Consider the following 24,116-nt stretch of genomic DNA (forward strand, 5'->3'; position numbering starts at 1 on the left):
GGAGCCTTTTTTCACTCTCCTACCTTTTCCAATACTTTAAAATTCCGCGAAAGTCGATGTCCCTCCTCGTCAACCACGGTAATAGTATGTGCTCCGGCTGGCGGTGTAAGCCCTAAAACGTGAGTACCTCTAGTTGTTCCTAAATAAACATCGTCCAAATGCCAGTGCAATTCGCTGTTAGTTTTTCGATGAGCCACTTCAAAGACTACTTGTTCCCTTTCGCCTTCTAGGTTTATTGGAATATACACCTGCGCATCAGGTTCTGGATATACCATGTCCATCACCTCCATGTCTAAACTCTCGCCAAAGCAATCACTCCGCAAAGGAGGAAGTTCTTTATAAGTTGGGTTTCGTTTTTTATAATACAGTGCTTGTTTCGGAGGAAGCACAAACCAGTTGGTACTGATCATATCCACCACTGGCTCACAATCTGAGTTTACACGGTAGTTTCTACTTTCATCAAGGTGTACCCTTTGATGAAAAGGGCTTGCCAACGTATTTAACCCAGCTTTTGGAATTAAAACGGTATCCACTTGAATGGAATAAGGGGAAGCCAAATAACCACTTTGGCGGTCTACTGGTGCATAAACCATTTCGGCCATGGGCGGATTGAACCAAGTCGTTTCTGGAAGCACATCAAAAATATCGAAGAGGATTGGCGCAGCGGCTTGAATGCCCGTGAGGCCTGGACGCCCCTCGCCATCGGCATTCCCTACCCAAACCCCAACTACATATTCAGGAGTCACGCCAATTGCCCAACCGTCTCGATAACCAAAGCTTGTTCCCGTTTTCCATGCTATTTTCTTGGAACTAGAATATAGTTTCCATTGTGCATCATCGCCTGGACGATAGACTTCCAGCATGGCTTTAAACGTAAACCAAATAGAAGAAGCACTCAACTGTTTATTGTTCTTCAGTTCAATATTTTCAGTTGGCTGTTTTTTAGAAACATCTTTTTCACTCAACAATGAACCTTGAACTTTTGAATTTGCACCATCATAATTCGCAAAGTCAAAATCACTCTTCTCATAGCGATTATCTGGAGCCCGCCCATTAAACTGCGTGAGCGTACGGGCCATTCCCGCATAAATGTTCGTCAAGTCCCAAAGTGTACCTTCAGAACCACCTAGAATCATTGACAAACCGTAATAGCTAGCGGGCTGAGTTAGCGTAGTCATCCCTAAACCTTTCAGTTTTTCATGGAAACGAGGGTAGCCATAGTCTTGGAGCATGTGAACCGCAGGAATATTAAGCGACCTAGACAAGGCCAAATCAGCATGGACTGCACCATCGTATTCACGAGTAAAATTCTTTGGTGCGAAGTTCTTGAAATAGACTGGCACATCTGGCAAAAGTGTCTTTGGCAGCATCAATCCTTCATCCAATAAGGAAGCATACAGAATGGGTTTGAGCAAACTCCCTGTGCTCCTTGGTGCTTGAATTACATCTACTTGCTGCCCGTTTGACGATGTTCCTTCTTCGTACACATTTCCTATATAGGCCTTCACTGTATTGCTGCGAACATCCAAGACAATGGCCGAAGCGTTTTCAATTCCATCAAGTCTCAATAGCGCATTATGGTTTTTCACCACTCGATCTACGCGTCTCTGCAAATGCGCATCTAGCGTAGTTTGCAACTTTTGACCTTCCTTTCCATCTTTTATGCCTTTGTCCAACAAATGCAGCGCCTCAATTGGAACATCATTGGGTTTAGAAGGAATTGGTTCCTCCCTAGCAAGTTCAAGGCTTGTTGCGTCAAAAAAACCTTCCCCATACATTTTATCCAAAAGGCGATCACGTTTGGCTTTTAAGGGAGCCGTATTTCTGCCCGGATAAAGAAGTGAAGGTTGATTGGGAAGTACCGCCAGCAATGCGGCTTCGGCCCAGCTTAAATCATTGGCCCTTCTGCCAAAGTAACGCCATGAAGCCGCTTCAATGCCCACTGTATTCCCTCCAAACGGGGCGTGCGAAGCATACAATTTCAGAATGCTTTTTTTGGAATACCGAAGTTCAAGTCGCGTAGCCAAAACCATCTCCACCAACTTCTCATATACGTTGCGTGACTTCCCCCTACGGTACATCCGAATCACCTGCATGGATAGGGTACTGCCTCCACTCACCACCGATCCAGCTTTTAAATTCTGAACTATCGCCCTGCCCATGGCCAAAGGATTTACCCCAGGATGGCGATAGAAATATTGATCTTCGAAAGTAAGTAAGGCTTTCTCGTATTTTTCGGAAATGGAATCTACTTCTGGAAAGCGCCATTGCCCATCTCTTGCAATTCGGGCAGAAAGCATTTCTCCATTTTCAGCATTCAGTACGGTAGCGTATGGATCGTTAAAGAGAGTTTCGGGCAAACAGACATAATACGCAGCCGACAATAGTGCCAAAAGCACCACGATTGGATAACGATATTTCTTGATCTGCTTTTTCATTCGGTGAGGTAAGCCCTGTCAGGTTTTTGAAACCTGACAGGGCTACTTTTCTTTCTAATTTACGCGCTTCACTTCTACCCATTGACCCGGGAATCGAGCATTGATGGTGTTGTCGTACATGGCCTGCACTCCAACGGCCGGCAAGTAAAAACGACCCGCATAAGTGGCATTCAAAGCTACTTTAAACAGCTTCCGTTCGTTCGGCCTTAAGTCGAAATAGGTGTAAACTCTATCGTCTCGAATATCTTGATAAGTATAGTTCTGCGAAGTGGCAGCACCCGGAATTTCATTCAGTCGTTCATTCAAAATCTCCCAACCTGAAGGGAATACCTGACTCAAGGCAAGGTTCTCATAAACGCCTCTGGTTCCTGGATTGAAGACAGAAACCTCAGCAAAGAAATCAGTGCCTTGACTTAAGCTACTTGGATCCACGCTTTGTCCATTCCGGTCTACGTAAGTCACTTTTACGGTCAGGCCGCTTGATGCAGCAGTCTCATTTCCAGCCAACGGTTGTCCCGTTTTAATCACCCTAGCAAAGAGCACTCCCTGCCCTTTGTTTTCTACTTTCACCGCTCCAGCTTTTGCTCCATCTACTGGCACATCAATGAGCTTCACTGGCTTGGCCGTCTCTATACTTTGGTTCGCACCTGAATTCAAAACATAAGAAGCCTCCAAGCCTTTTGAGGTTTGATCTACCCCTGAAAACTTGATGACTGAAAGCAGAGAATAGGCCGTTGTTTGTGTACTCATCCAACGGTCGGCACTTAAATCATCGGCTACAGTTCTCAATAAAGTCATGCCTTCGTTTTGCATTTTAAGCAAACCCAAAGTCTCTAATATCATGGCATTGTCTCGTGTTTGAGACCCATAATAATAGTAGTTCGATTTAGGTTTAGACACCATAGGCTCTGAAGCAATTAATTCCTTTGCCACATTGACTTTTCCCGCTACCGCATAAGCTGCTGCTAGTCTCCATTTTGCTTCTAAAGAAAGGTTATTATCTTCTCTTAAGCGGTTCATAGCACCTAACTCAGGGCTTTGGGCTAAAGCCAAGGTATATAGTCGATAGGCATGCATTAAATCATCATTGTATCGACCATAGCGCATCCAATTCTTGGCTTTTCTACTTTGGTATTTCTTCCAGTTTCTAAGTAGGTTGGAAGGAATATTATAGCCTTTATCTTTGGCTTCCATCAAGAAATGACCAGCGTAATTTGTACCCCAATCGTTGTCATCACTTTGGCCTGTCCAATAAGAGAATCCTCCCTCGGCTGTCTGAAACTTCGACATTCCATCAATGGCTGCTTTGATATTTCTTTCAATATCAGATTTTCTATCAGCCGTCAATTCCATAATGTCTCCCAGAAAGAGTTGAGGAAAAACTGCGGAAGTGGTTTGTTCGATACAACCATGCGGATAGCCAATTAAGTAATTCAAGCGTTTTCCAAGGTTGATCGGAGGAATCACTGAAAGCTCAAGTTGCACCTTATTCGTGCCTGCCATTCCCATTTGATCGAAAGATTGATTCCAGCTTTCGCCAGCCTGAAGCGCCTTGGCAATTACATCGGTAGCGGGTGGGTTCGGACTGCGCACATCAATTTCTACCTTATAAGTAGCGGTTTCATTACCTGAAGTAGCTACAATTTCAACCGTACCTATGCCTAAAGTTTCGCTTACCTCTAGCTCAAAATCTATGATCTGATCTCCAATTTGATCAAAAGTCAACGATTGTTGTGCGGCTCCAATGGTTTTCAGCAGTGCGTTTCCCTTAACAGAAACCTTCACCTCTTTCACCGTAGGTTCCATGGCAAAAACGCTGACTGGCAATTTCACTTTTTCGCCTGGGCCAATTACTCTTGGCAGGGTACCCAACACCATCAATGGCTTTCGCACTGGCGTTGCTTTCTCTGCTTTTCCGTAAGCACCATCTTTTCCAGCTACCACCATGGTACGCACGGAGCCTACATAATTCGGCATTTTAAAAGTATGCGAAGCAGTTTTTCCAGCCTCCAACCTAAAAGGCCCCAAGTGTTTGACCACTGGCTTAAATCGATTGGCCTTGGCGCTTTCCGGTTTAGCGTTCGTGCCATCACCACCGAGTGCCAATAAACGAGTCAATTCTCCATTGTAGGCATTTGTTACATCATCGAATAAATCCCATGTTTTCACCCCCAAAGCCTGACGTGCATAGAAATTCGACCATGGATCTGGTGTACCAAAACGCGTGATATCAAGTAATCCTTCGTCTACCACTGCAATGGTATAGGTCATTGCACGACCATCTTTTTCACTCACCTTCACCGTTACATCCGATTCTGGTTCGAGTACATTTGGCAATGAAATTTCAGGATTCAGTTTGGTTTTTGGGTTGCTTACATTGATCGGAACTACCCCATAAAGCCTGATCGGTAAATCATTTCTGGTTTGTGCATGAGGTTGTAAAAGCGTGGTATTCACATAAGCATTTGGCACCATTTCTTCGGTAGTAGCAAATTCAAATGCCGTTTCTCCTTTACCGGTTTCCACCCAATAGGAAGCCACTACTTTGCTGCCATTCTCTACACTCACCAATGCCCTACCTTCTGAGTTTGATGGAATGTTAATTTTCACTTTTTCGCCAATATTATAATCTTCCTTGTTGGTAGAAAATGCCAAAAGTGATGCACCTCCCGGACGGTTATTGTCGTCTGCCCAGCCCGGCCAATCGAAGTAGGCAATTGTTCCGGTGGAGTGTTTAGAAACAGGATCGGTTACACGGATGTAATAGCGCCCCCATTCACGGTCACCAATATTCACATCCACGGTAGTTTTTCCTCCCGTGGTACTCACCGTTTTGGTAGTTACTGGTTTGTTGTAGTTGGCACCAATGTAATTGGCCAGGTCATTTTGACCACCGTCCCACCACCAGCGCCAGCCTAGTTTGTACACTTCAAAAGTTAAACCTTTCCTGTCGATGCTATTTCCTTTGGAATCCACAGTAACCACACTCAACTGATGCGACTTGCCTGTCACCAGCTGGCCTCTTCTGTCACCATCGGGTTTTTTCACGCCCACAAAAGAAGTATAGGGATAGAAAGGAATACTGAATTGATCGATACTGAAATCGCCTCCTGGCTCATACACCTTTCCTTTAAAAGTAGCCATTACAGCCCCCGGAGAATTGAGTTCTGCCCCAATTTTTAAATTCACTTTTGAGTGCCCAGAAGCGTCTACTTCTCCAGAGAAAACCTGAGTAGGCTGTTGGTTAAAGTTCTTCGCCTCATCGTCAAATGAATAGTTAGGGAAATCTTTAAATGTAGTTGTCACCGGATTCAAATAGAGGTCAAATTCTGCCTTCAAGTTTCTGGCAGCAGCACCAGTAAGCCATTTCACATTCAAATCACCCGATACGAACGAGGTGGCTGCGGTAAGCCTGTCTACTCCAAAATCTAAGTCAATCTTGAGGCGGTTTGGCTTGACTGTTTCCACCTTTACGCGTTTAGTGAACTCTGCTCCACCTAAACTCACTTTTGCTGTCCAATTCCCAGTTGGGTCGGTGTAGGCAGTTTGAGTTTTGAAATCGTAAAAACCATCCACAGACTGCGTCCTCACAATCCGCTGCTTGGTATTTCCAGATGGGTCAATCAATTCAAAAACCACAGGGTGGTCATTTGGCAGGTTGTCTTCTTTATCTTCTAAAATGAAGTTCAAATAAATATCATCCCCCGGACGCCAAACGCCTCTTTCGCCATACATAAAGCCTTTTAAGCCTCGTTCTACTCGTGCGCCACCTGTATTGAAATTGCTCATGGAAAGTGAGAGCCCATCGGAAAGTTTTAAATATCCACGCTCTGCGCCTCGGTTGGCGACCAACAGAAATGGCTTTCTCAATAAGTCGGTTTCTATTTTGCCTTGACCATCGGTGGTTACAGTAGTTATTTTTTCTTCCTGAAAGTCATAAACATCTACTGAAACACCTGAAATTGGCTTGGTAGTTTTAAGGTCGGTTACAAAAGCTGTAAGCTTTCTGTTGTTGCCCATTTTAGCGATCATACCTAAATCCGATGCTAGAATATTTTTGCTCACTATTCTATTAGTGCCCACATAATAGGAGTCTGTGCATGGGTCATCACGGTCCTGCCAATTGTAATTTCTTCCGTAGTTATAGTCATAATAACTATCGTAACTCCCACCATCATCACCAGAATAAGCATCCCAATTGTCCTCTGGAATTTGCCTGGTTAACGCTGGAGTTTCAGTCGTTGGTGCAGCACAGCCAAAAGTAGAATATGCTCGTTTGAAGTTGATTCGCACTTGGTAAATTGCTCCTGGTTCGGTTTGAATGAGTTCATTTAGGTCTAACGTGAAGCGATTCCACTTCCCCAAGTCAAAAACTCCCGATTCATTTAGGGGAATACGTTTCTGTAAAATTGGTCGCCCAACCCTACGCAATTGCTCATCCCCGCTAAGTTCATTTACCTGAAGAAATTGCAGCACATTGCGTTCGAATATTTTGATAACGGTTACATCAACTGCATTAAGGTTGACCGCTTCAAAAGGAAGAATGAGGCCATCGGTGCTGGGTAGAATGGTGCCTTTTGCGTTGAGCTTCAATAAAGGTTTCAATTGCTCAAAATTGACAAGGTTCTGATACAGCTCCTTCATTTTAAAGTCTAGAAGATTACGAACTCCAGGATATGCCTTTACCGCCTTGACGCCAGAAATATCAGATGTCACAAATACCTTTACGTTATTGCCATCAATCGAATAGCGAAGGTCATTTTGGCCTTCTACCGTAATTAAGCCGGTGAGGTCTTGATTTTCTTTCAGTGGATCAGAGAAACTCACCAAAACATAAGGATCACCTGTTTTCACCACTTTAACATCCAATACATTGAAGTCTCCCAAGATGGCCACTGGAACCACTGTTCGTGCGTCACGGTCAACCCCTAAACTGCTGCCATCAACTGCTACTTCAACGCCCGAAGCATTCTCCTTTCTCTCAATTCCCTGTACTTTAAATTTGTGAGCCGTTCCGTTTACTTTGTCAATTTCCCATTGCACAGAAAGGTTACTGCCCGGCTGTTTGAACGACACCGCTTTCACCACGGCCGCTGAATCAGCAAAATCAGCCGTATTGAATTGACCCTCGATGACTTGCTTTCGCATGGCGTCTTCAGCATCTGATGCGATCTGATCTATATCCAAATCAAAATTTTGACTAATTGTCTCAAACCCAAAATTGAAATTCTTGAGTTCCTCTTCAACTTCTTTCAAGTTGCTCAACTTTAGCGTTCCGTTGTACAAAGTGCCTGATTTGAGCGGAGACGAAGGTTGAAATTCCACCACATTATTCCCCACCCAGCGGGCCTTGCCAGAAATGCCTGGCGTGAATTGAAAAAGTGCCGTTGGATCAGTGTTCAGGTGAGCATCAGTCACTGGTTCTACCAATCGAACCATAATGGTCGAACGAGTAGATACTTTTCCAGAGGTATAGGATGAAACATAAGCCGAAAAGACCTGATCGGCTTGCTTATTTAGCTGATCTATTGGGGTTTTCTTATCACTACAGGAAATGATGAAGAGTAGGCACAGCAAGGCAGCCAAAAGAGAAGTTTTGGATATTGACATTTCAATTTAATTAAGACAGTAAGAGATCGGAACGCTGATGGTTCAATATAAAAATTACCGCTCCAAATAGATAACTAAGAAAGCTGTTTTTATTGCGTGCCGAAGAAAAATTAGCACAAATAAATTTTCGGGGCAATTCGTTTTTATGTTTAGCTATTGGGGTTTATGCCGCTTACCTCACTTAACAAGTCAAAATAGGCTTTGATCTAACATTGATCAAAGCCCGTTTTTCTTTCATCATTCCATTCTTAGTGAGAAAGGAGTTTTAAAACCACAGGGTCTAAAGCAACCCAATAATGAAAAATGCTATCTACTCCTATTCACTAAGGGAGTGTTCAGTATGCGGTTAATAAGGCCTTTGCTTATAAGTGTATTTTCTTTTCCGATCCAAGAAATGCTTGAAGCCGATCTGGAGGCTATTTGAATAATAAAGTGACTGATTAAATAGCTCGAATTGGCCAGTAACAAAGGTGTACTCTTTAATTGGGAATGACAGGTTACCAGTAACTCGTAAAAATCCATCAACATAACTATCGAAGAAATAGCCTGACTCAATCCTAGCCTTCAGTTTTCGTTCATTCTTTCCATAAGTCCAAGCAAAGCCACCGCCACCGTATAGTCTACTGTCGATAATCCAATATGGATTCCCATTTTCCTGATTTCTATTGGCGGCAGACACAAACAATTCAGCAAAAGGTGAGAACCTTGATTTTTCTTCTCTTTTTAAATTGGCATACAAACGAGAAGTCAATGCCGCTTCCAGCCCCCCGTTGGTATAGTGGCTACCCAGAAACACAAAGCTCGACTGCCAAAACTTGGTTGAACCGCGCTCGTAATAGCCAATCATTTCAGACTTATACACCTCTTTTGAAATACCTACGCCTGTTTTGACTGGCGCAAAGTCTAAGCTCAACGACTTAAATACGTTCTCCTTGGATTTAGAAATACTTGCTCCAAAACCCACAAACATTTTATTGAAATTATCCTGTTGTAAACCAGCACTGAAACTGAAGAATGGCTTTGTCGGGATGTTTGCGGTTTGAAAGCGGTATCGTAACCCGTAAAGTTCATGCGCTAAATTCTGTGGATCAATATCTGTCAGCACTAAATCCGATACACTCGAATGCGTAATGGAGAAACTATGCTGTCTTCCTTGTTCTGTCCTTAAATTAAAAGTAGCATCACTTTCCCACACCGACTGGCTGAAGTTATCCTCCATATAAGCAGTGTTCACCTCAATGGAGTTATTTTCATTATAGCGCAATTCTTTCTTTAGGGTATGAAGTGTTTCAGCACTAAAAAGCTCAGGTGTTCTATCGATCAGGAATTTCTGAATATCTGCATCGAAGTAAATCACATCTGGATTAAAGCGTTTTTCAATTTCAATCTTCTTTTCATTGCCCTCTGGTAATTGATTGGCCACTAAAGCTGACCTTTCATATTCACCAATGTCATACCAAGCTGAACTCACAAAAGCCTTTACCGCTTGATCTTCTGGGTGCTCTACAATGTATTCATGATAAACACTTTCCATTTTATTGAAGGCCTCCAGTTCAATCCACCATTGTAACACTGTAATCATTGGGATTTCATCTGAATAATCAGACCATAACAATGCTTCTTGAATCCTGCTTTCATCTGAATATGTGTAGGCAATTGTGGTTGCTTTTGGCCAAAGCAAAGGAAGCTCTTCCGGGTTCTTGCCCAATAGCTCACCCGTAAGTAGCACAGGTTCAAAATCTATAATGTACTGAATATATCGAGCGTAATTCTCAGGCGTTGGATTTTTGTCATTTAAATGAGCCAGCACCTCCTTGATTTGTGGATTATACTCTGTTGAGTAAAAGAAGGTGAAGTAATCCTTAATAGCGGCCTCATCATGAATATTAAAAAAGATTCTTCTATACAGCCATCTCTCTGTAAGTTCTTCATTCGGAAATGCCTCTTTCTTTAAATACAAACTTAAATAACCCAAGGCCAAAGATTCCGATCGGTCTTGGTAGATCTCTTCCATAAAAGTCCAAACATCCATAGACCGATCTTGATAACCCTTGTACAAAACATACTTATTGAAAATACTGGTATCTTGTACATCTCCCCTCATTAGTTCTTTTCGCAATATGTTCGTTGCTAAACCCAATTGGTCATTAGCCACAAACCAAGCCACCGAGTCCTCAGCTGTTGTCATTTGGGCTAAAACCTCCTCTTCTAAGATTCCTTGTTCATTATCTTCAGCCAAATAACCACTGGCTATGGCTGCCCTTTCTAGTACATAGTTCTGGTAGTCTTCCGTTACCATCGCCTTCACCTCTGATAGATCAAACAAGGGATCTTGTTTCCATTTTATATCTTCAAATAATAGTTCAGGTTTTGGGGTTTTAAGGGTGAACAAAGTTCCTCCAAAGAGAGCCGTCTTGGTATAGGTATCTACCACATTTGAAAAAGCATTTTCCATAGCATCTGCATTTTCCTCTTTGGCAAAAACAAACCAGTAGAATTCTTTGTCATTCCAGTTGTTGGCACTACTTTTTCTTACGGAATAAAAATCCCCACTTTTGCCATATTCATAATCAGAATTTCTCCAGTTTCTAGTAATTGTTCCTCCTTCTGTAGCGGTAAGAAATCTTGTGGTAGGATGTATCGTCTTCACTTTTTGCAAATAGTCTGTCCAATAAGAGAGCATCCCCTGTTTATCCCCTTTAGCTTTATACCAGTTTAGACCATCCCGATTCCTATAATCAAATTCACCTGCTGAATTATTATTCTCAGTTGGCAGCTGAAACACATCATCTGGGTGAATAAAATGAGTCCAAATACCAGTATACAAGTAAAGCGACTGATGGAAATACTCCTCTCTATCGGTAAATACATATCCACTAGTTATTCTTGGGTAATCAAAAAGGCCAGGCTCAAAGGGATCTGGATCAAAATCTCTTCCTCCTCCTTCTATTAGCTCTCCTCCATAGGTTGTACTCATGAACTCTATCTCAGGCATAACTCTTTTTAGGTGTACTAAGCCCATGCTATCAATATAATTAGACGGTGCCACATAACTTTTGGGGTATTTACCAAAACGGTCTACCGTCCATTTTTTTCTTGTAGCCTTAAATGCTGCATCTATGTTTTCTGGATTGTCCCAAATCTCTTTCATAAGAGATTCATGATTATACCCATGAATTCCAAGTTCAAATTCATTCTTAAGAACTTCTTTGCTCATCCATACTGAAGCACTCAATTGCTTACCATTACGTATTGTTTTTTGTGCATCCCACTCATTGAAAAGAAAAGGTGGGCTTTTTATTTCGTTGAAATTAAAAGTGGGATAAGCTGAGTACGCTATACCGAACCTTTTTGACACTTTGATCATATCCGGCCACCAAACATTTGTGACATATTCTGCCTGAGTAAGATCGAATTCTGACTTAATGGGCTCTGACTTAATGCCATAAGTAGGAGTAGGGAAGTCATCAATAAAAATAGTACTCGTGTTCACAATTGGATAAGGCACCCCTTCTAATCCACTCAAAATCGCAGCAAACAACAACCCCCTATCTGATCTTTCTAGTTTGATGGTTGTATTAAAGTTTATAACCTTGCCATTGCCAACCATATTTTCCATAATAATAGGTAAACCTCTATCGCTAATTGCCGTGGCCAATACATTTACATTAGGTTTAAAATTTTCCTTGGCTAATGAAGTATGGTTCCTATTGATGTATAATTTAACACTACCCAAGCCTGGAAGCACATTCTTAACAAAATCAAAACCCTTAGCTTCCAAATCATAGGCAAAAGTAGCATCTTGTTTCAAACCTGATAAGTATCCCATTCTCTGATCTTCATTGGCGCTCGTGAAAATAAGTGTGCCACCTTGTCCAACAAATCCAACCAAGTAATCAATTGCCTTCTCATTTAACTGCCCCGTCCCTGTACCATCAATCAAAATCACTTTAGGAGTAGATTTGAAAGTAGGGGCATTATTAAAGCTCCTTAAACTCACCTCCTTAAAGGGTATTTTTGTATAGTCCATAACTTTTCCAATATGGCCTGAGTAAGAGTCGCTAAGCTCACTTCCTGCCAAATGGATAAATACCACTAAAGGCTCGATGATGGGATTAAATTCAGTTGGTGATTCCTCCAACTCTTTCTTACTTTCTTTATCTTTAAAGTCACCACACCCAACAAGAGTGATCATGAACATTATGATCAATAATACCTTTAGGCCATATCTGCTACTTCCGTAATTCAAACTATAGTAATTCGTTAATTCTTGCCTCGCCCGGATTGTTTACAATTTCGTAAACGGTAAGGTCTCCTTTCTGAAAAAACACTCTAATGGTTCTTCCTTTTCCTCTTAGTTTATTCATCCGCTCAGTTACTTCATCGGTCAAATCCAAATACACAGCAAATTGAATAAAATCGTCTTCATTTGTTATATCATAAATAAAAACGAGGAGACTGTTTGGAACGATATACTGGGTATTCGCCCTCAAAAATTCTTTATCCTCCTTATTAGCAAAATAGACAGAATCACGAACAGCATATTCACCAAGAAAATCACGATAAGTCAGAAAATTATGCGAATCGGTACTGAGCGGTCGGAGTGTATTGCTATTTACTACCGCATAAGAATAGGGTAAAAAGCCGGATGAAATTTCTTGATAGGCCGCAATTATATTTTTTGATAACCTAGAAGTAGGTTCTTCCTTACTGAAAAGATTCTTTTGACCAAAGAAAGCCGCTGAGGCAAAAATCACAAAAATCAGTATAACAGCAAAGCCCTCTGGCATAAACACCTTTTTCACCTGGGTCACAAATAAATACATGATCAAATAAAAAGCGATCCCCAAAACGATAGATATAAATACTGGTAATATTTCATTTAACAGATCATGATCAAAATACCTGTAATTCTGAAAACTGATAAGAATTAGAACGTTCACATAGGCGATAAAAGCAATTAAGCTTGCCCATTTGTCATTCTTGCTTTTCATCATTAGAAACATTACCAAAACAGCAACCAAGGAAATAATCTGGACAACCCTCATTAGATCGTCATATGGAAGCATCATATTACTTGTATAGGTAGAAGAAGTTACCGACAAGAGATTAGATATAATAAACTGAAGAAAATCAGCACCTTCCTGATATAAATAAAAGGCATAACCCCCCAACACAATACCTGTTGCCAACAGGTATGCCTTGAGTGCAAGCCAGTAAAAACGCATGCGTTTCTTACTAATAAAAAAAGGAGCCACCAAAAAAAATGGAGGAATTAGGACAATAAGGGAATAGACATCGATCAACGCAATGGCTGTGAAAATCACAAAGATTTTATAACGATAGTTTTTGGGAGATTTACCATAAAGCAACCAAGGTTTAAGGATATAAACCATGGCAGGCAAGACCAACGTAAGTGCCATTAACGTTTCTTTCCCATGGGTGATTTGGGAAAGATTAATTGGTACAAGGTTAAAGAAAAAAGCGAAGCTCAAAGTGGTCATTAATGGAACGGTAATCTTAGACCCCGTTATAGTATTCATAAACCAGAAAATAATGAAGCTTAAAATAAAAGCCTGAAGAATTCCGAATGATTCAAGAGTAATTTCGGGACTGATGCCCGTCATTTTTTCATAGAAAGTCATTAGGGCATATTGCCCAACTACTCCCGTATCGTTACTCAACCAATTTTGTTGTGAAACTCCCTTAAGTATAGTGAGTTCATTAAACCATGATTCAGAGAGTTGATAGTTGTCATACTTGAGCAAGTAAAACCTCACCGCCATCGCAACAAAACCAGTGAGGGCCATTATTACAAAAGGGAAGTTAATAGACAGCCTCTTTGTAGGCTTGTCTTCAACAATATCAATCAATGGCTCTTTGTCCTCTGCTTTCTCTAAAACATTCAACAGAATCATTTTCCTTTGGCGCCTAAATAGAGCTGAATTGGAAAGCACATTCTGAATTCCAACTAGCTTAACCCCAAAAAAGATAACTATAATAAAAAGGCAAGTCATTAGATCATAGCCATTGATTTGAACCAGAAGGAAAACTCCTACGACAACGACACTGGCAAAGAAAGACCACATTCCAGCCATGGAGTTGATTTGATTCTTAGAACCTTTCCCTTTAAAAAAAAGACGCTTCATTATATACAGGAAAAGAATCCAAAGGAACAACCTAATGAGGCCCGTAAATATGGAGTCGGTATATGGAATGTTCATCTCCTATATTCCTATTTAAATTTTGGTATGCTTTGTAAACCAATGGTACCTATAAAATAATCCCACTTTAATGGGGCTATTTGTTGCTTTACTTTCTTATAAAGTTTCTCACTATCTGCATATTCTATAAGTATTATAGGTAATTGATATTTCTTTCTAATCTCTTGTAACTCTTCTACCCTTTTATAGAACTCATGCCATCTGTGCATGCGGTATTCCGAATTATCGAATGAATAATTAGTGGCAACTGATTCGATCGCTATTGAATCAATGTACTTGGCCGATTTTGAGATTAGGGAAAGCCCAGCATTCTGCATTAGGTGTATTTTTGGATATTTATCTTTGATCAACCTCAATAAATTAACCAAGTCGGGGCCCATATTGGGATAAGGACCCCATTCCGCAAAAGTGTCTACGGTATCCAAAAACAAGCCATCAAACCCTTTTTTTACCATTTTATCAACAAAGCTGATCAATACATTCTGTGTAGTCTCATCTCTAAGGTTTAAGTAATAGCTGCCCCAGATTTCATTCTTACCAAGTGTATTTCCCTTTAATGCATCATAATAAAAACGGCTACCGCTAACTTCGCCCAAGCTTATATATCCTATTACGCTCTCATTGTTTTCTTTGATCAGTTTTACATCGAAGGCGGTATAGTGTTCGGACTCTAAAATCACATACTTATACCCTTTTATTTGATCAGGATTAACTTTTCCATAGCAAATAAGGACAGTACTAGGCTGAACCTTTTGAGCGAATAGCCCCGAGAATGAGAACAAAGCCATAGTCAGTAGTATCGTTTTAATAAGCCGCATAATAATAGTAGTCTAGATTTTTAAAAAACTCAGTAACCGACTTTAAGGTCAAAAGCATGAAGACTGTTGAACCAATCAGCATTCCTACCACACTATACTCATAAGAAACAAGTCTGCTCATAAAGAGTCCAACTACTAAATTCACAACGCTAGCAATCATAATTGCCTTTAAAGGTTTAGTAGGCTTATTTAGTGTAAATAGATAAAGTGAGTTCAGCATACCCCAGGCCAACAGAATGTAGCCCAAACCACCCAAAACACTTACTCTAATGCTTATAGCACTCAAAGCCTGATCAAATGCCTTTTCATACCCAAACCATACCCATATCACCGTATAGAGCAATGTAACCATTACTACACCTGTGATTAAAAGTATTTGTACATGCTGCCAATATGTTGCCAATGACTTACGGTTAAATAGTTCAGGCTGGTTGTAAGGAATCTGTTTTTGTAACAAATCACTCAATGTACTAAAAGAGGCTATACTAAATTCTAATACTCCGACCAATAGAAAGAAAATTAGAATTGCGATATCCATGCCAACCTCATAATTCTTTTCATAATACACCGCATATGGCAACAATCCATCGGCAGAGGTAGACCATGCTAAAATTCGATCGATAAAAATAAACACGAAGAAAAGCAGGCCATAAAAAAAATAGCGGTAATTACGGTAAATCATCACCACTGTTTTGGAGGTGGCCCTGGTCACGTTTTTTGTAGCTTTCACCTTCTTGTTGAAGAAATAATTCAAATAAGTTACCAATAATATAATGGCTACCCAAATGCCTATCCAGTGGGTGAAATAGGTACCAAGGTTAGTAAAGAGTTTCAAGCAAAGGGCTATTCCAGTAGCAACTGAAAATGCTATTGTTATCATCCATCTTTGTTTTAACGGGTGGAACACAGCTGAAATCAATAGTAGAACACCAATGGAGAAGGAATAGATGTATACAATATAGAGAAAGCGATAGGGGTAAATATTAGCAAAGAAGTTAACCACTAGCAACAGCACACTAAGTACCGACATAAACAATAATCCATCCTTAATGACCTTGATGGTACTTTTTCTGGCCATTACAAAATCATTATTGAACCAGTAATGCGATATCTGCCGGCCAAGAACCTGTACAAATCCCCCAGTACCCACTAGTCCAAAAATAACCCCAAGCACCACAGCGGTTGATTGTAATTGATTGAAGCCTACGTAAGTCCATAAAGAATATCCAAAAAGAATAATGGTCAGGATTTGCATAAAAACAGGAAGACCATGAAAAAGCCCTAAAGGGTAGTAGTAAAAGAAATATTTTGTTTTGATTCGAAGGTAATCCGATGCTGAAGTAATCTCACTTTTAAACTGCTCGTTAACTTTGAGTGTACTTGGGTGAATGGCCAGAAAATCTGAGTTGGTAATTTGGGCATAAACCATTTTTGCCAATTCCTGTAAATTAGTCACACCATAGTCTAATTCTACATCAATGGCTCTTATGCCCATAGATTCGAGCATAGCCCTGACCACATTTACATTCACAGGCTTTCCCACCTTATCGTAAACGTCCAAGCCTAATTGCTCTATTTTATTTTCAAACTCCTTCATCAAATCACTGCCATCAAGTCTAACCTTTCTTTTTTGAGTTCTTTGTGTAAACTGATTCATAGATATTCTCATAAGACTCAATGAAAATGTCTAGCGTAAAATTATCTATCACACGTTGACGGGCATTTCTCCCCATTTCATCTCTCAATTCGTCATTGGTCAACAATTCAATCACCTTGGATCCAATGGCCTCAGGGTCCCTCGGTTTACATACAAAACCCGATGCTTCATCAATTGCTTCGCTAACTCCTCCAACGTCAGTAGCTACAACTGGAATACCACAACTCATTGACTCAAGCACCGTAAATGGAAAGCCTTCAGAAATGGAAGTAAGAATTGAAATATCTCCTTCACTAAAAATCAGATGCGGCTGACTGTGAAACCCCTTTAAAAAGAAGTTGTTTTCCAAACTCAATTCTTCGATCAATGCCTCACATTCTTCAGTATACTCTGGCACGGCATTCTTATCCCCATAAACCAAATATTGAACATCTGGTATCGTTTTCATTACCACAGCGCAAGAACGAATCATGGTAAGTACATCCTTAAGCTCAAATATCCTGGCAACAGCTACTACTGTGGGAATACCTCTCAAATGCTCTGGTTTTTCTCTAGGCACAAACCTCTCATGGTCCACACCATTGTAGGTGATCTCAATTTTCTCTCTATCAGCCCCATACATCAATTCCCAAGTGATATTGAACTTATTTACAGAGAGTATTTTATCCGCCTTGTAATAGGAAAGTCGAGTAATACATTCTGTTAGCTTTATTAAAAAAACTTTTATAAAATAAGAGTAGTCAGAACGATTGATGTACAACAAGCGCTCTCTTACATAAACACCATGTTCGGTAATAATCAGTGGAGTACCATATCTGTATTTTGAAACTAGGGCTGGAATTAATGGAAAGCCTGAAAGCGTAATATGTGAGACATCTACTTTTTCGATTGGAATAGAAAAAGGGATCAAGAATCTATATAACCAACGTAAACCAACAGTCAAATCAAAGAGGGTAGCATCTATGCCGTTATTATCAGCCTCTTGAATAGCCGCTTCCTGAAAAACACTCCAAACCTCTTCACTTTTTAGGGTCTCTTTGTAATCGTAGTCCTTAAAGTATTCCCACATACTTCTGAATACGAAATCCAAGGCTTCCATATCCTCAGAACCGCTGTATAGCAGGTCAAGAAATTTTCTAAAAACCGTGACAAAGTGCTCTTCAATAGCTTGAGGAGAAGTATTCTCCTTTTTACTCACTACCTTATAATATTCCTTACTAAAACTCAAATAATCCTGAGGTTCGTCTGGTGCCCAAAGGGGAACTTGAATTATCTTTTTTACATTTTCACTCAACTCAAAAATGGGTTCTTTTTCAAATCCTGCATTGATAGAATAAAGAGTGAAATCCACATTCGAAACCCTGTCACAGAGCATGTGACTCCAAGTAGAAATCCCACCACCGTAAAACGGATAGGTACCTTCTGAAATTAACAGTACATTGATTTTTTCCTTCTTCTTAATGGGCATATAGGTTTGAAAGATTTCATTCCCTGTAAATCCACTTTTCCAAAAAAGAGATGAACAGGTTGAATAAATATTTTGTTGCAAAAATAACATAATAAACTGACGGAATAACTTAAAGCTATTTCCCCAACCCTATTATAAAAGTACATATTTTGGTATAAAACTATTTAATCGGCCATCTTGACCTAGCTACTCCATTTCTATCACCAAGTCTTCTTGGTCTAGCATTGTTCCAAGCTGTAGGTGAATTCTCTTCACTTTACCTGCCTTGGGAACAGAAACGGTAGTTTCCATTTTCATTGCCTCAATCACGAACAATCCAGCGTTGACCTTTACCTCTTGTCCTTCCTTTACTTTGATTTCGGCCAATCGCCCTTGTAATGGCGACCCAATTTCATTCTCTGCTACCGCCTTACGGTGGGCAACTTTAGTCACTTTCACATTTAGGTCTTTGACCTCAATGACTCTAGTCTGCCCGTTCAGGTCAAAATACACTTTCCTTATGGCGTCTTCATCAGCTTCAGACTTATGCAACATTTTCACAATAATGTGCTTGCCCTTTCCTATTTGGACAAAGACTTCTTCATTCTCTTTTAACCCATAAAAGAAAGCTTTTGTTGGAAGATGACGTACTTCTCCATAAGTCAGCCAGTGCTCATAGAAGTCTCTGAATACTTTAGGGTAAAGTTTGTAAGACAGGAAGTCCAATTCATCGCAGTATTGATCAAAATCGGTTTGAAACTGTTTAAAGTCCTTTTCAAAATCCACTGGCTCTAAGTGCGCATTCGGTCGATCAGTATAGGCTGTTTTTCCTTTAAGAATAATCTTCGACAATGCCTGAGGAAAACCTCCAGGCGTTTGCCCTAAATCTCCCTTAAACAAGCTTACCACAGACTCTGGGAAAGAAAGAGATTCGCCACGGGTCATGACATCTTCGACCGTGAGGTTATTCGAAGTCATATAAATGGCCATATCCCCCACCACTTTGGATGATGGTGTTACTTTTACGATGTCACCAAACAGCTCGTTAACCACAGCATAATTCTTTTTTACTTCTTCAAACTTATGCTCCAAACCTAAGGCTGTTGCTTGCGGACGCAAATTAGAATACTGCCCCCCTGGAATTTCGTGATCATACACTTCAGCAGTGCCCGCTTTTAAACCACTCTCGAATGGATAGTAATACTCACGAACATCTTCCCAATAGTTAGAGTATTCGTTGAGCTTAGCAAGATTAATTTTAGGATCTCGTTCATGTCCTTCCAAACACGCCACCAATGAGTTAAAGTTAGGCTGTGAGGTAAGACCAGACATAGATGCCACTGCCACATCAACAATATCCACCCCAGCTTCAATGGCTTGAAAATAGGTGGTGGCTTGCATTGAAGAAGTGTCATGGGTATGCAAATGAATTGGCATATCTACAGCTTCTTTCAAAGCCGTTATCAATGCAGTGGCAGCTCCAGGCTTTAATAAACCTGCCATGTCTTTTATACAAAGTATATGTGCCCCTTCATCTTCCAAAGCCTTGGCCATATCTAGATAGTATTGAAGGTTATATTTTGAGTTGGCATCCAGCACATCTCCGGTATAGCAAATACAAGCCTCGGCAACAGAACTAGTTCTTTCACGAACGGTTCTAATGCTAACCTTCATATTCTCAATCCAGTTCAGCGAATCAAAAATCCTGAAAACATCCATGCCGTTTTCAGCAGTTTTTTCCACAAAACGTTCAATCAGATTATCGGGATACGCAGTATAACCCACCCCATTGGAACCCCTCAACAACATTTGAGTTAGAATATTGGGTGCTGCTTCGCGAATAAGCTTCAATCTGTCCCAAGGATTTTCATGTAAAAACCGCATGGAAACATCGAAAGTAGCTCCCCCCCACATTTCTAATGAGAAAATCTCAGGATGATTTTTAGCAAAACCATCAGTCACTTTTAGAATATCCAAAGTCCGCATTCGGGTGGCCAAAAGTGATTGATGCGCATCTCGAAAAGTAGTATCAGTGAACAAAATCTGCTTTTGTCCCTTGATCCATTTCACCAAGCCATCTGGACCGCTTTCTGTCAATATCTGTTTCGTTCCTCTTGGGTGGGGAGCAAGTCTGTCGCTTGTAGGTGCTTTTGGTTCTCTAAAATGAACATAAGGATCGATCCGTTTTATGTTGGGATTTCCATTTACCGCTACTTCTCCCAAATAATTTAGCAGACGTGTTGCGCGGTTCATAAACCGCGGCATTTCGAAAAGCTCTGGATGAGATTCTATGAATTTTACCGTTGCCTCGCCATTATAAAAAGTTGGGTGTTTTAGTACGTTTTCTAGAAAACCCTTATTGGTTTTAACGCCTCTTATTCGAAATTCTGAAAGTGCCCTTTGTAGTCTTTGTGAAGCCCCCTTCAATGTTCTTCCTTTTGCTGAGATCTTCACCAACATAGAATCGAAGAATGGCGATATGGTTACTCCAGCATAGCAGTTACCTGCATCGAGCCTGATTCCGAAACCACCTGCACTTCGGTACGCTATAATGGTTCCATAATCTGGTTTAAAGCCATTTTCGGGATCTTCCGTAGTAATTCTACATTGAATGGCAAAGCCATTACATTGTATATCGGATTGATCTTTGATGAAAATTCGTGGGTCGGAAAGCGGATACCCTTGCGCTATTTCTATTTGAGAACGAACAATGTCGATCCCCGTAATTTCTTCTGTAATGGTATGCTCTACTTGAACCCTTGGGTTGACTTCAATAAAGAATATACTCTCATCAGCATCCACCAAAAATTCAACCGTACCCACGTTGTTATAATTTACCTCTTTGGTAATTCTTAGGGCATAATCATAAAGTTTGTCGCGAGTGGCTTGGCTCAAATTAATGGAAGGTGCTACTTCTACTACTTTCTGATACCTACGTTGTACCGAGCAATCTCGTTCATACAAATGCACCAAATGGCCGTAATTATCACCCATAATCTGCACTTCAATGTGCTTAGGATTATCGATGAATTTTTCAAGGAACATGGTGTCATCACCAAAAGCTTTTGAGGCTTCACTTTTTGCTTCGTTAAATGCTTTTTCTAATTGGGCTTCTTCACGCACCACACGCATTCCACGACCTCCGCCACCTGCTGCGGCTTTCACCATTACAGGAAAGCCAATTCTTTGAGCTTCCCTTAGGACGATATCAAATGAATTGAGCGATTCGTGACTGTCTTCAATTAAAGGTACTTGGGCTTTTCTAGCTACTATTTTAGCCTGAACCTTATCGCCAAGCCTTTCCATCACCTCAGGCTCAGGTCCAATAAAAATGATTCCAGCTTCTTTACAAGCCCTTACAAAATGGACGTTCTCTGAAAGAAAACCATAACCCGGATGAATCGCATCTACCCCTTCATTTTTAGCCAGCGTAATAATTTCTTGAATATCAAGGTATGGCTTTAGAGGCTCTTCATTCTCACCAATTTGATATGCTTCATCTGCCTTGTACCTATGTAAGGAATAGCGATCCTCATAAGTATACATGGCTACTGTTCTGATCTTCAGCTCAGAAGCAGCACGTAAAACACGGATGGCAATTTCGCCACGATTGGCGACCAATAGTTTTTTGATTTTATTGATTTTGAGCTCCATAAAGATAAGGGTGTTCTTAAAGAGGTAAGTTAACAGAATATGTGATAATCGGCTATAAACGCGCCATTATGATTTGGAGGAATCATAAAAACACTTCTAGTTCAGAACATATAAAAAATGGAGTTTTTAAACTCGGCCTTTATCAAATCCTAACCGAATCAAAAGGCCAACCAACTGTAATTTCAAGACACTTCTACCTATATTCTTCACCAAAACAATGTACTGATCAGCTAAATCAAAGACCTGATAGCGAATGCATTGCCGATGTTCGTAGGACAGTCTTTCATAAAGTGAATCTAACTCTGATTTGCTTTTGCACAAGCTAAATGCCTTTCTACAAACGGCAAGTACTGACAGCATGTGTTCATTCTCTCTGTGTTTGTATCGTGCCATTGACATACTACTTTTCAGCTTGCGCTTTTGCATCAAAACCTCATCTATAAAAGTGTACTTATAGTGACGGGAAGAACGCAGCCAAAAATCAAAATCTTCATAGGATAGGCCTTCATCATAGCCTCCCATTCGATCGAAAACACTTTTGCGGATGACCATGGCTGGCGTACAAATGAAATATCGTTTGAGCACCATTTCAAAAATATCGCCTTGCGGAATTTCTTGAATCAGCTTTTTATCGAACAACGTTTTGTTGTGATTACCGATGACTTTGCATTCAGAATTGATGTAGTCCGCATTAGAGAAACTCACTCCGTATTCTTCACCCAAAATCTCCAGCCGTTTTACACTTTCACTTAAAAAATTAGGGAGCATCACATCATCTAAAGCGAAATCAACAACGTACTTTCCTTTTGCTAAGGCCAAACCTTTGTTGAAAGTTCGAGTGTAGCCTTCATTCTTTGTATTGGGAATGAAAACTACTTCGCTCTTCTCTTCAATGTATTTTTGTATTTCTTCCCTGCTTTTATCAGAGCTTCCGTCATCCAGAATTATCACTTCAATTTCAGTGTGAACTTGATTAAAAACAGAGTTCAGTGCCTCTTTTATATAGGGAGCATGATTATAGGAAATACATATTACCGAAACGAGTGGATTCATTTAAATAAGAATTTCCTGTTAAACAGAATGAGGATAAGGAAGAATCCAATATAACGCCATAAGTAAGCCAATGTAAGTGCTTCCAGATTAAACCGACCCATAAGTAAATAGACCAATGTCACATAAATGAGTGCCGAGAATAGCTGTGCCACAATGTATTTTATGGTCTGCACCCTGGCCGAAAGCAAATACGCTAAGAGATAAGAAAGAATACAAAAGAAGTCACCAATAGCTTGAAACCGAACCAGGTATGCGGCTCTATCAAAACCTTTGGCAAAGAACAGATTCAATAAAAACTCACTATTTAGATAGTAAATACCCAAACAAATAACTGTTACAAACGCAACAAAGCCCATCACTTTGAGTACGTAGCTTCTTAAGGCAGCTTCGTCATGAATGAGTGAGGCCATTTTAGGATAATACACAACACCTACTGTCCCACTGAACACCAGCAAATAACTACTCGACATTTTTGTCACCGACTGCCAAAGACCTGTTCGGTCTAAACCATAAAGTTCAATTACATAATCGCGAACCATGAAATCCAGCAGTTTGCCAAAGACAATGGAACTGATAGCCATAAGTACAAATTGGCTAATTTTCTTTAGTGAAGCGCTATCAGGAAAGCCTATGGAAAGTTTGATCTTATTTCTATTCAGAATAAAGTAGATCAACGAACAAAAAAACATGAGTGCGTAACCCACCACAAAACTGAGCAGTGCTTGATCGAGGTTTCCCAAATTTACCGACCAAAACACTACTGCTACTAAAAGTAGGATTCCAGAAATACTAACAAGGGCATAGCCTTTTACATCACGAAAAGAAAGAATCACTGAATTGAGCAAACCCGTCATCAGCATTAAAAAGATTGCGGGCAGAAAAATGGTTAGAAACTGACCAACGCTATAATGTTCCACAAATCGACCAAAAAAGTAATCCTTCCACCAAAAATAGAGCATGGCAAAAACCACTATGAAAATCAGGTTGCTTATCCAGAAGCCAGTTTGCCATAGCTTGTGTTTGCTCGCTTCACTGGCTTTAGGGTCGGACCAATGTTTCATGACTGCTCTATTAATTCCTTCTGAAGGGAGCAGTGTAAATAATGAAGTTAGATTCTGAAAGTGAGAAAGTAGGGTGATACCGTTGGTGCCGAAGAAAACGGCAAAGAGTTTATTAATAGTAAGTCCACCAATGGCGCGAAATACAACTGCCAAG

General features: G+C 40.4%; 10 protein-coding genes. All 10 read right to left on the reverse strand.

Features of this window, described 5'->3' with window-relative positions; genetic code table 11:
• Positions 1-11: 11 nt before the first annotated feature.
• Entirely contained in the window at positions 12-2,438 is a 2,427-nt protein-coding gene (gene pbpC, locus VOI17_RS13165) for a penicillin-binding protein 1C (RefSeq protein WP_323757683.1), read from the reverse strand.
• A 54-nt stretch (positions 2,439-2,492) separates the two neighbouring features.
• Positions 2,493-8,048, reverse strand: coding sequence for an alpha-2-macroglobulin family protein (locus VOI17_RS13170; protein ID WP_323757684.1), 5,556 nt, complete (start codon positions 8,046-8,048; stop codon positions 2,493-2,495).
• A gap of 346 nt (positions 8,049-8,394) precedes the next feature.
• A complete protein-coding gene (locus VOI17_RS13175) occupies positions 8,395-12,243 on the reverse strand; it encodes a DUF2194 domain-containing protein (protein WP_323757685.1) in 3,849 nt (1,282 codons plus the stop codon).
• A 55-nt stretch (positions 12,244-12,298) separates the two neighbouring features.
• Positions 12,299-14,197: a hypothetical protein gene (locus VOI17_RS13180; RefSeq protein WP_323757686.1), complete on the reverse strand. Its 1,899-nt coding sequence runs from the start codon at positions 14,195-14,197 to the stop codon at positions 12,299-12,301.
• An 86-nt stretch (positions 14,198-14,283) separates the two neighbouring features.
• Entirely contained in the window at positions 14,284-15,090 is an 807-nt protein-coding gene (locus VOI17_RS13185) for an endo alpha-1,4 polygalactosaminidase (RefSeq protein ID WP_323757687.1), read from the reverse strand.
• Complete coding sequence (locus VOI17_RS13190) at positions 15,077-16,747, reverse strand: hypothetical protein (RefSeq protein ID WP_323757688.1); 1,671 nt, start codon at positions 16,745-16,747, stop codon at positions 15,077-15,079. The genes VOI17_RS13185 and VOI17_RS13190 overlap by 14 nt, the downstream gene beginning before the upstream one ends.
• Positions 16,707-18,215, reverse strand: coding sequence for a GT4 family glycosyltransferase PelF (pelF, locus tag VOI17_RS13195; protein ID WP_323757689.1), 1,509 nt, complete (start codon positions 18,213-18,215; stop codon positions 16,707-16,709). Before pelF ends, VOI17_RS13190 begins: the two co-directional genes overlap by 41 nt.
• A 186-nt stretch (positions 18,216-18,401) precedes the next feature.
• Positions 18,402-21,848, reverse strand: coding sequence for a pyruvate carboxylase (locus VOI17_RS13200; RefSeq protein WP_323757690.1), 3,447 nt, complete (start codon positions 21,846-21,848; stop codon positions 18,402-18,404).
• A gap of 126 nt (positions 21,849-21,974) precedes the next feature.
• The gene (locus tag VOI17_RS13205) at positions 21,975-22,901 is read right to left on the reverse strand and encodes a glycosyltransferase (protein ID WP_323757691.1); all 927 of its coding nucleotides are present in this window, start codon (positions 22,899-22,901) and stop codon (positions 21,975-21,977) included.
• Positions 22,898-24,115, reverse strand: a complete 1,218-nt coding sequence (locus tag VOI17_RS13210) for a hypothetical protein (protein ID WP_323757692.1) — start codon at positions 24,113-24,115, stop codon at positions 22,898-22,900. The genes VOI17_RS13205 and VOI17_RS13210 overlap by 4 nt, the downstream gene beginning before the upstream one ends.
• Between the last annotated feature and the right edge of the window lies 1 nt (position 24,116).

This window comes from Roseivirga sp., assembly GCF_034669765.1.
GTDB lineage: Bacteria > Bacteroidota > Bacteroidia > Cytophagales > Cyclobacteriaceae > Roseivirga.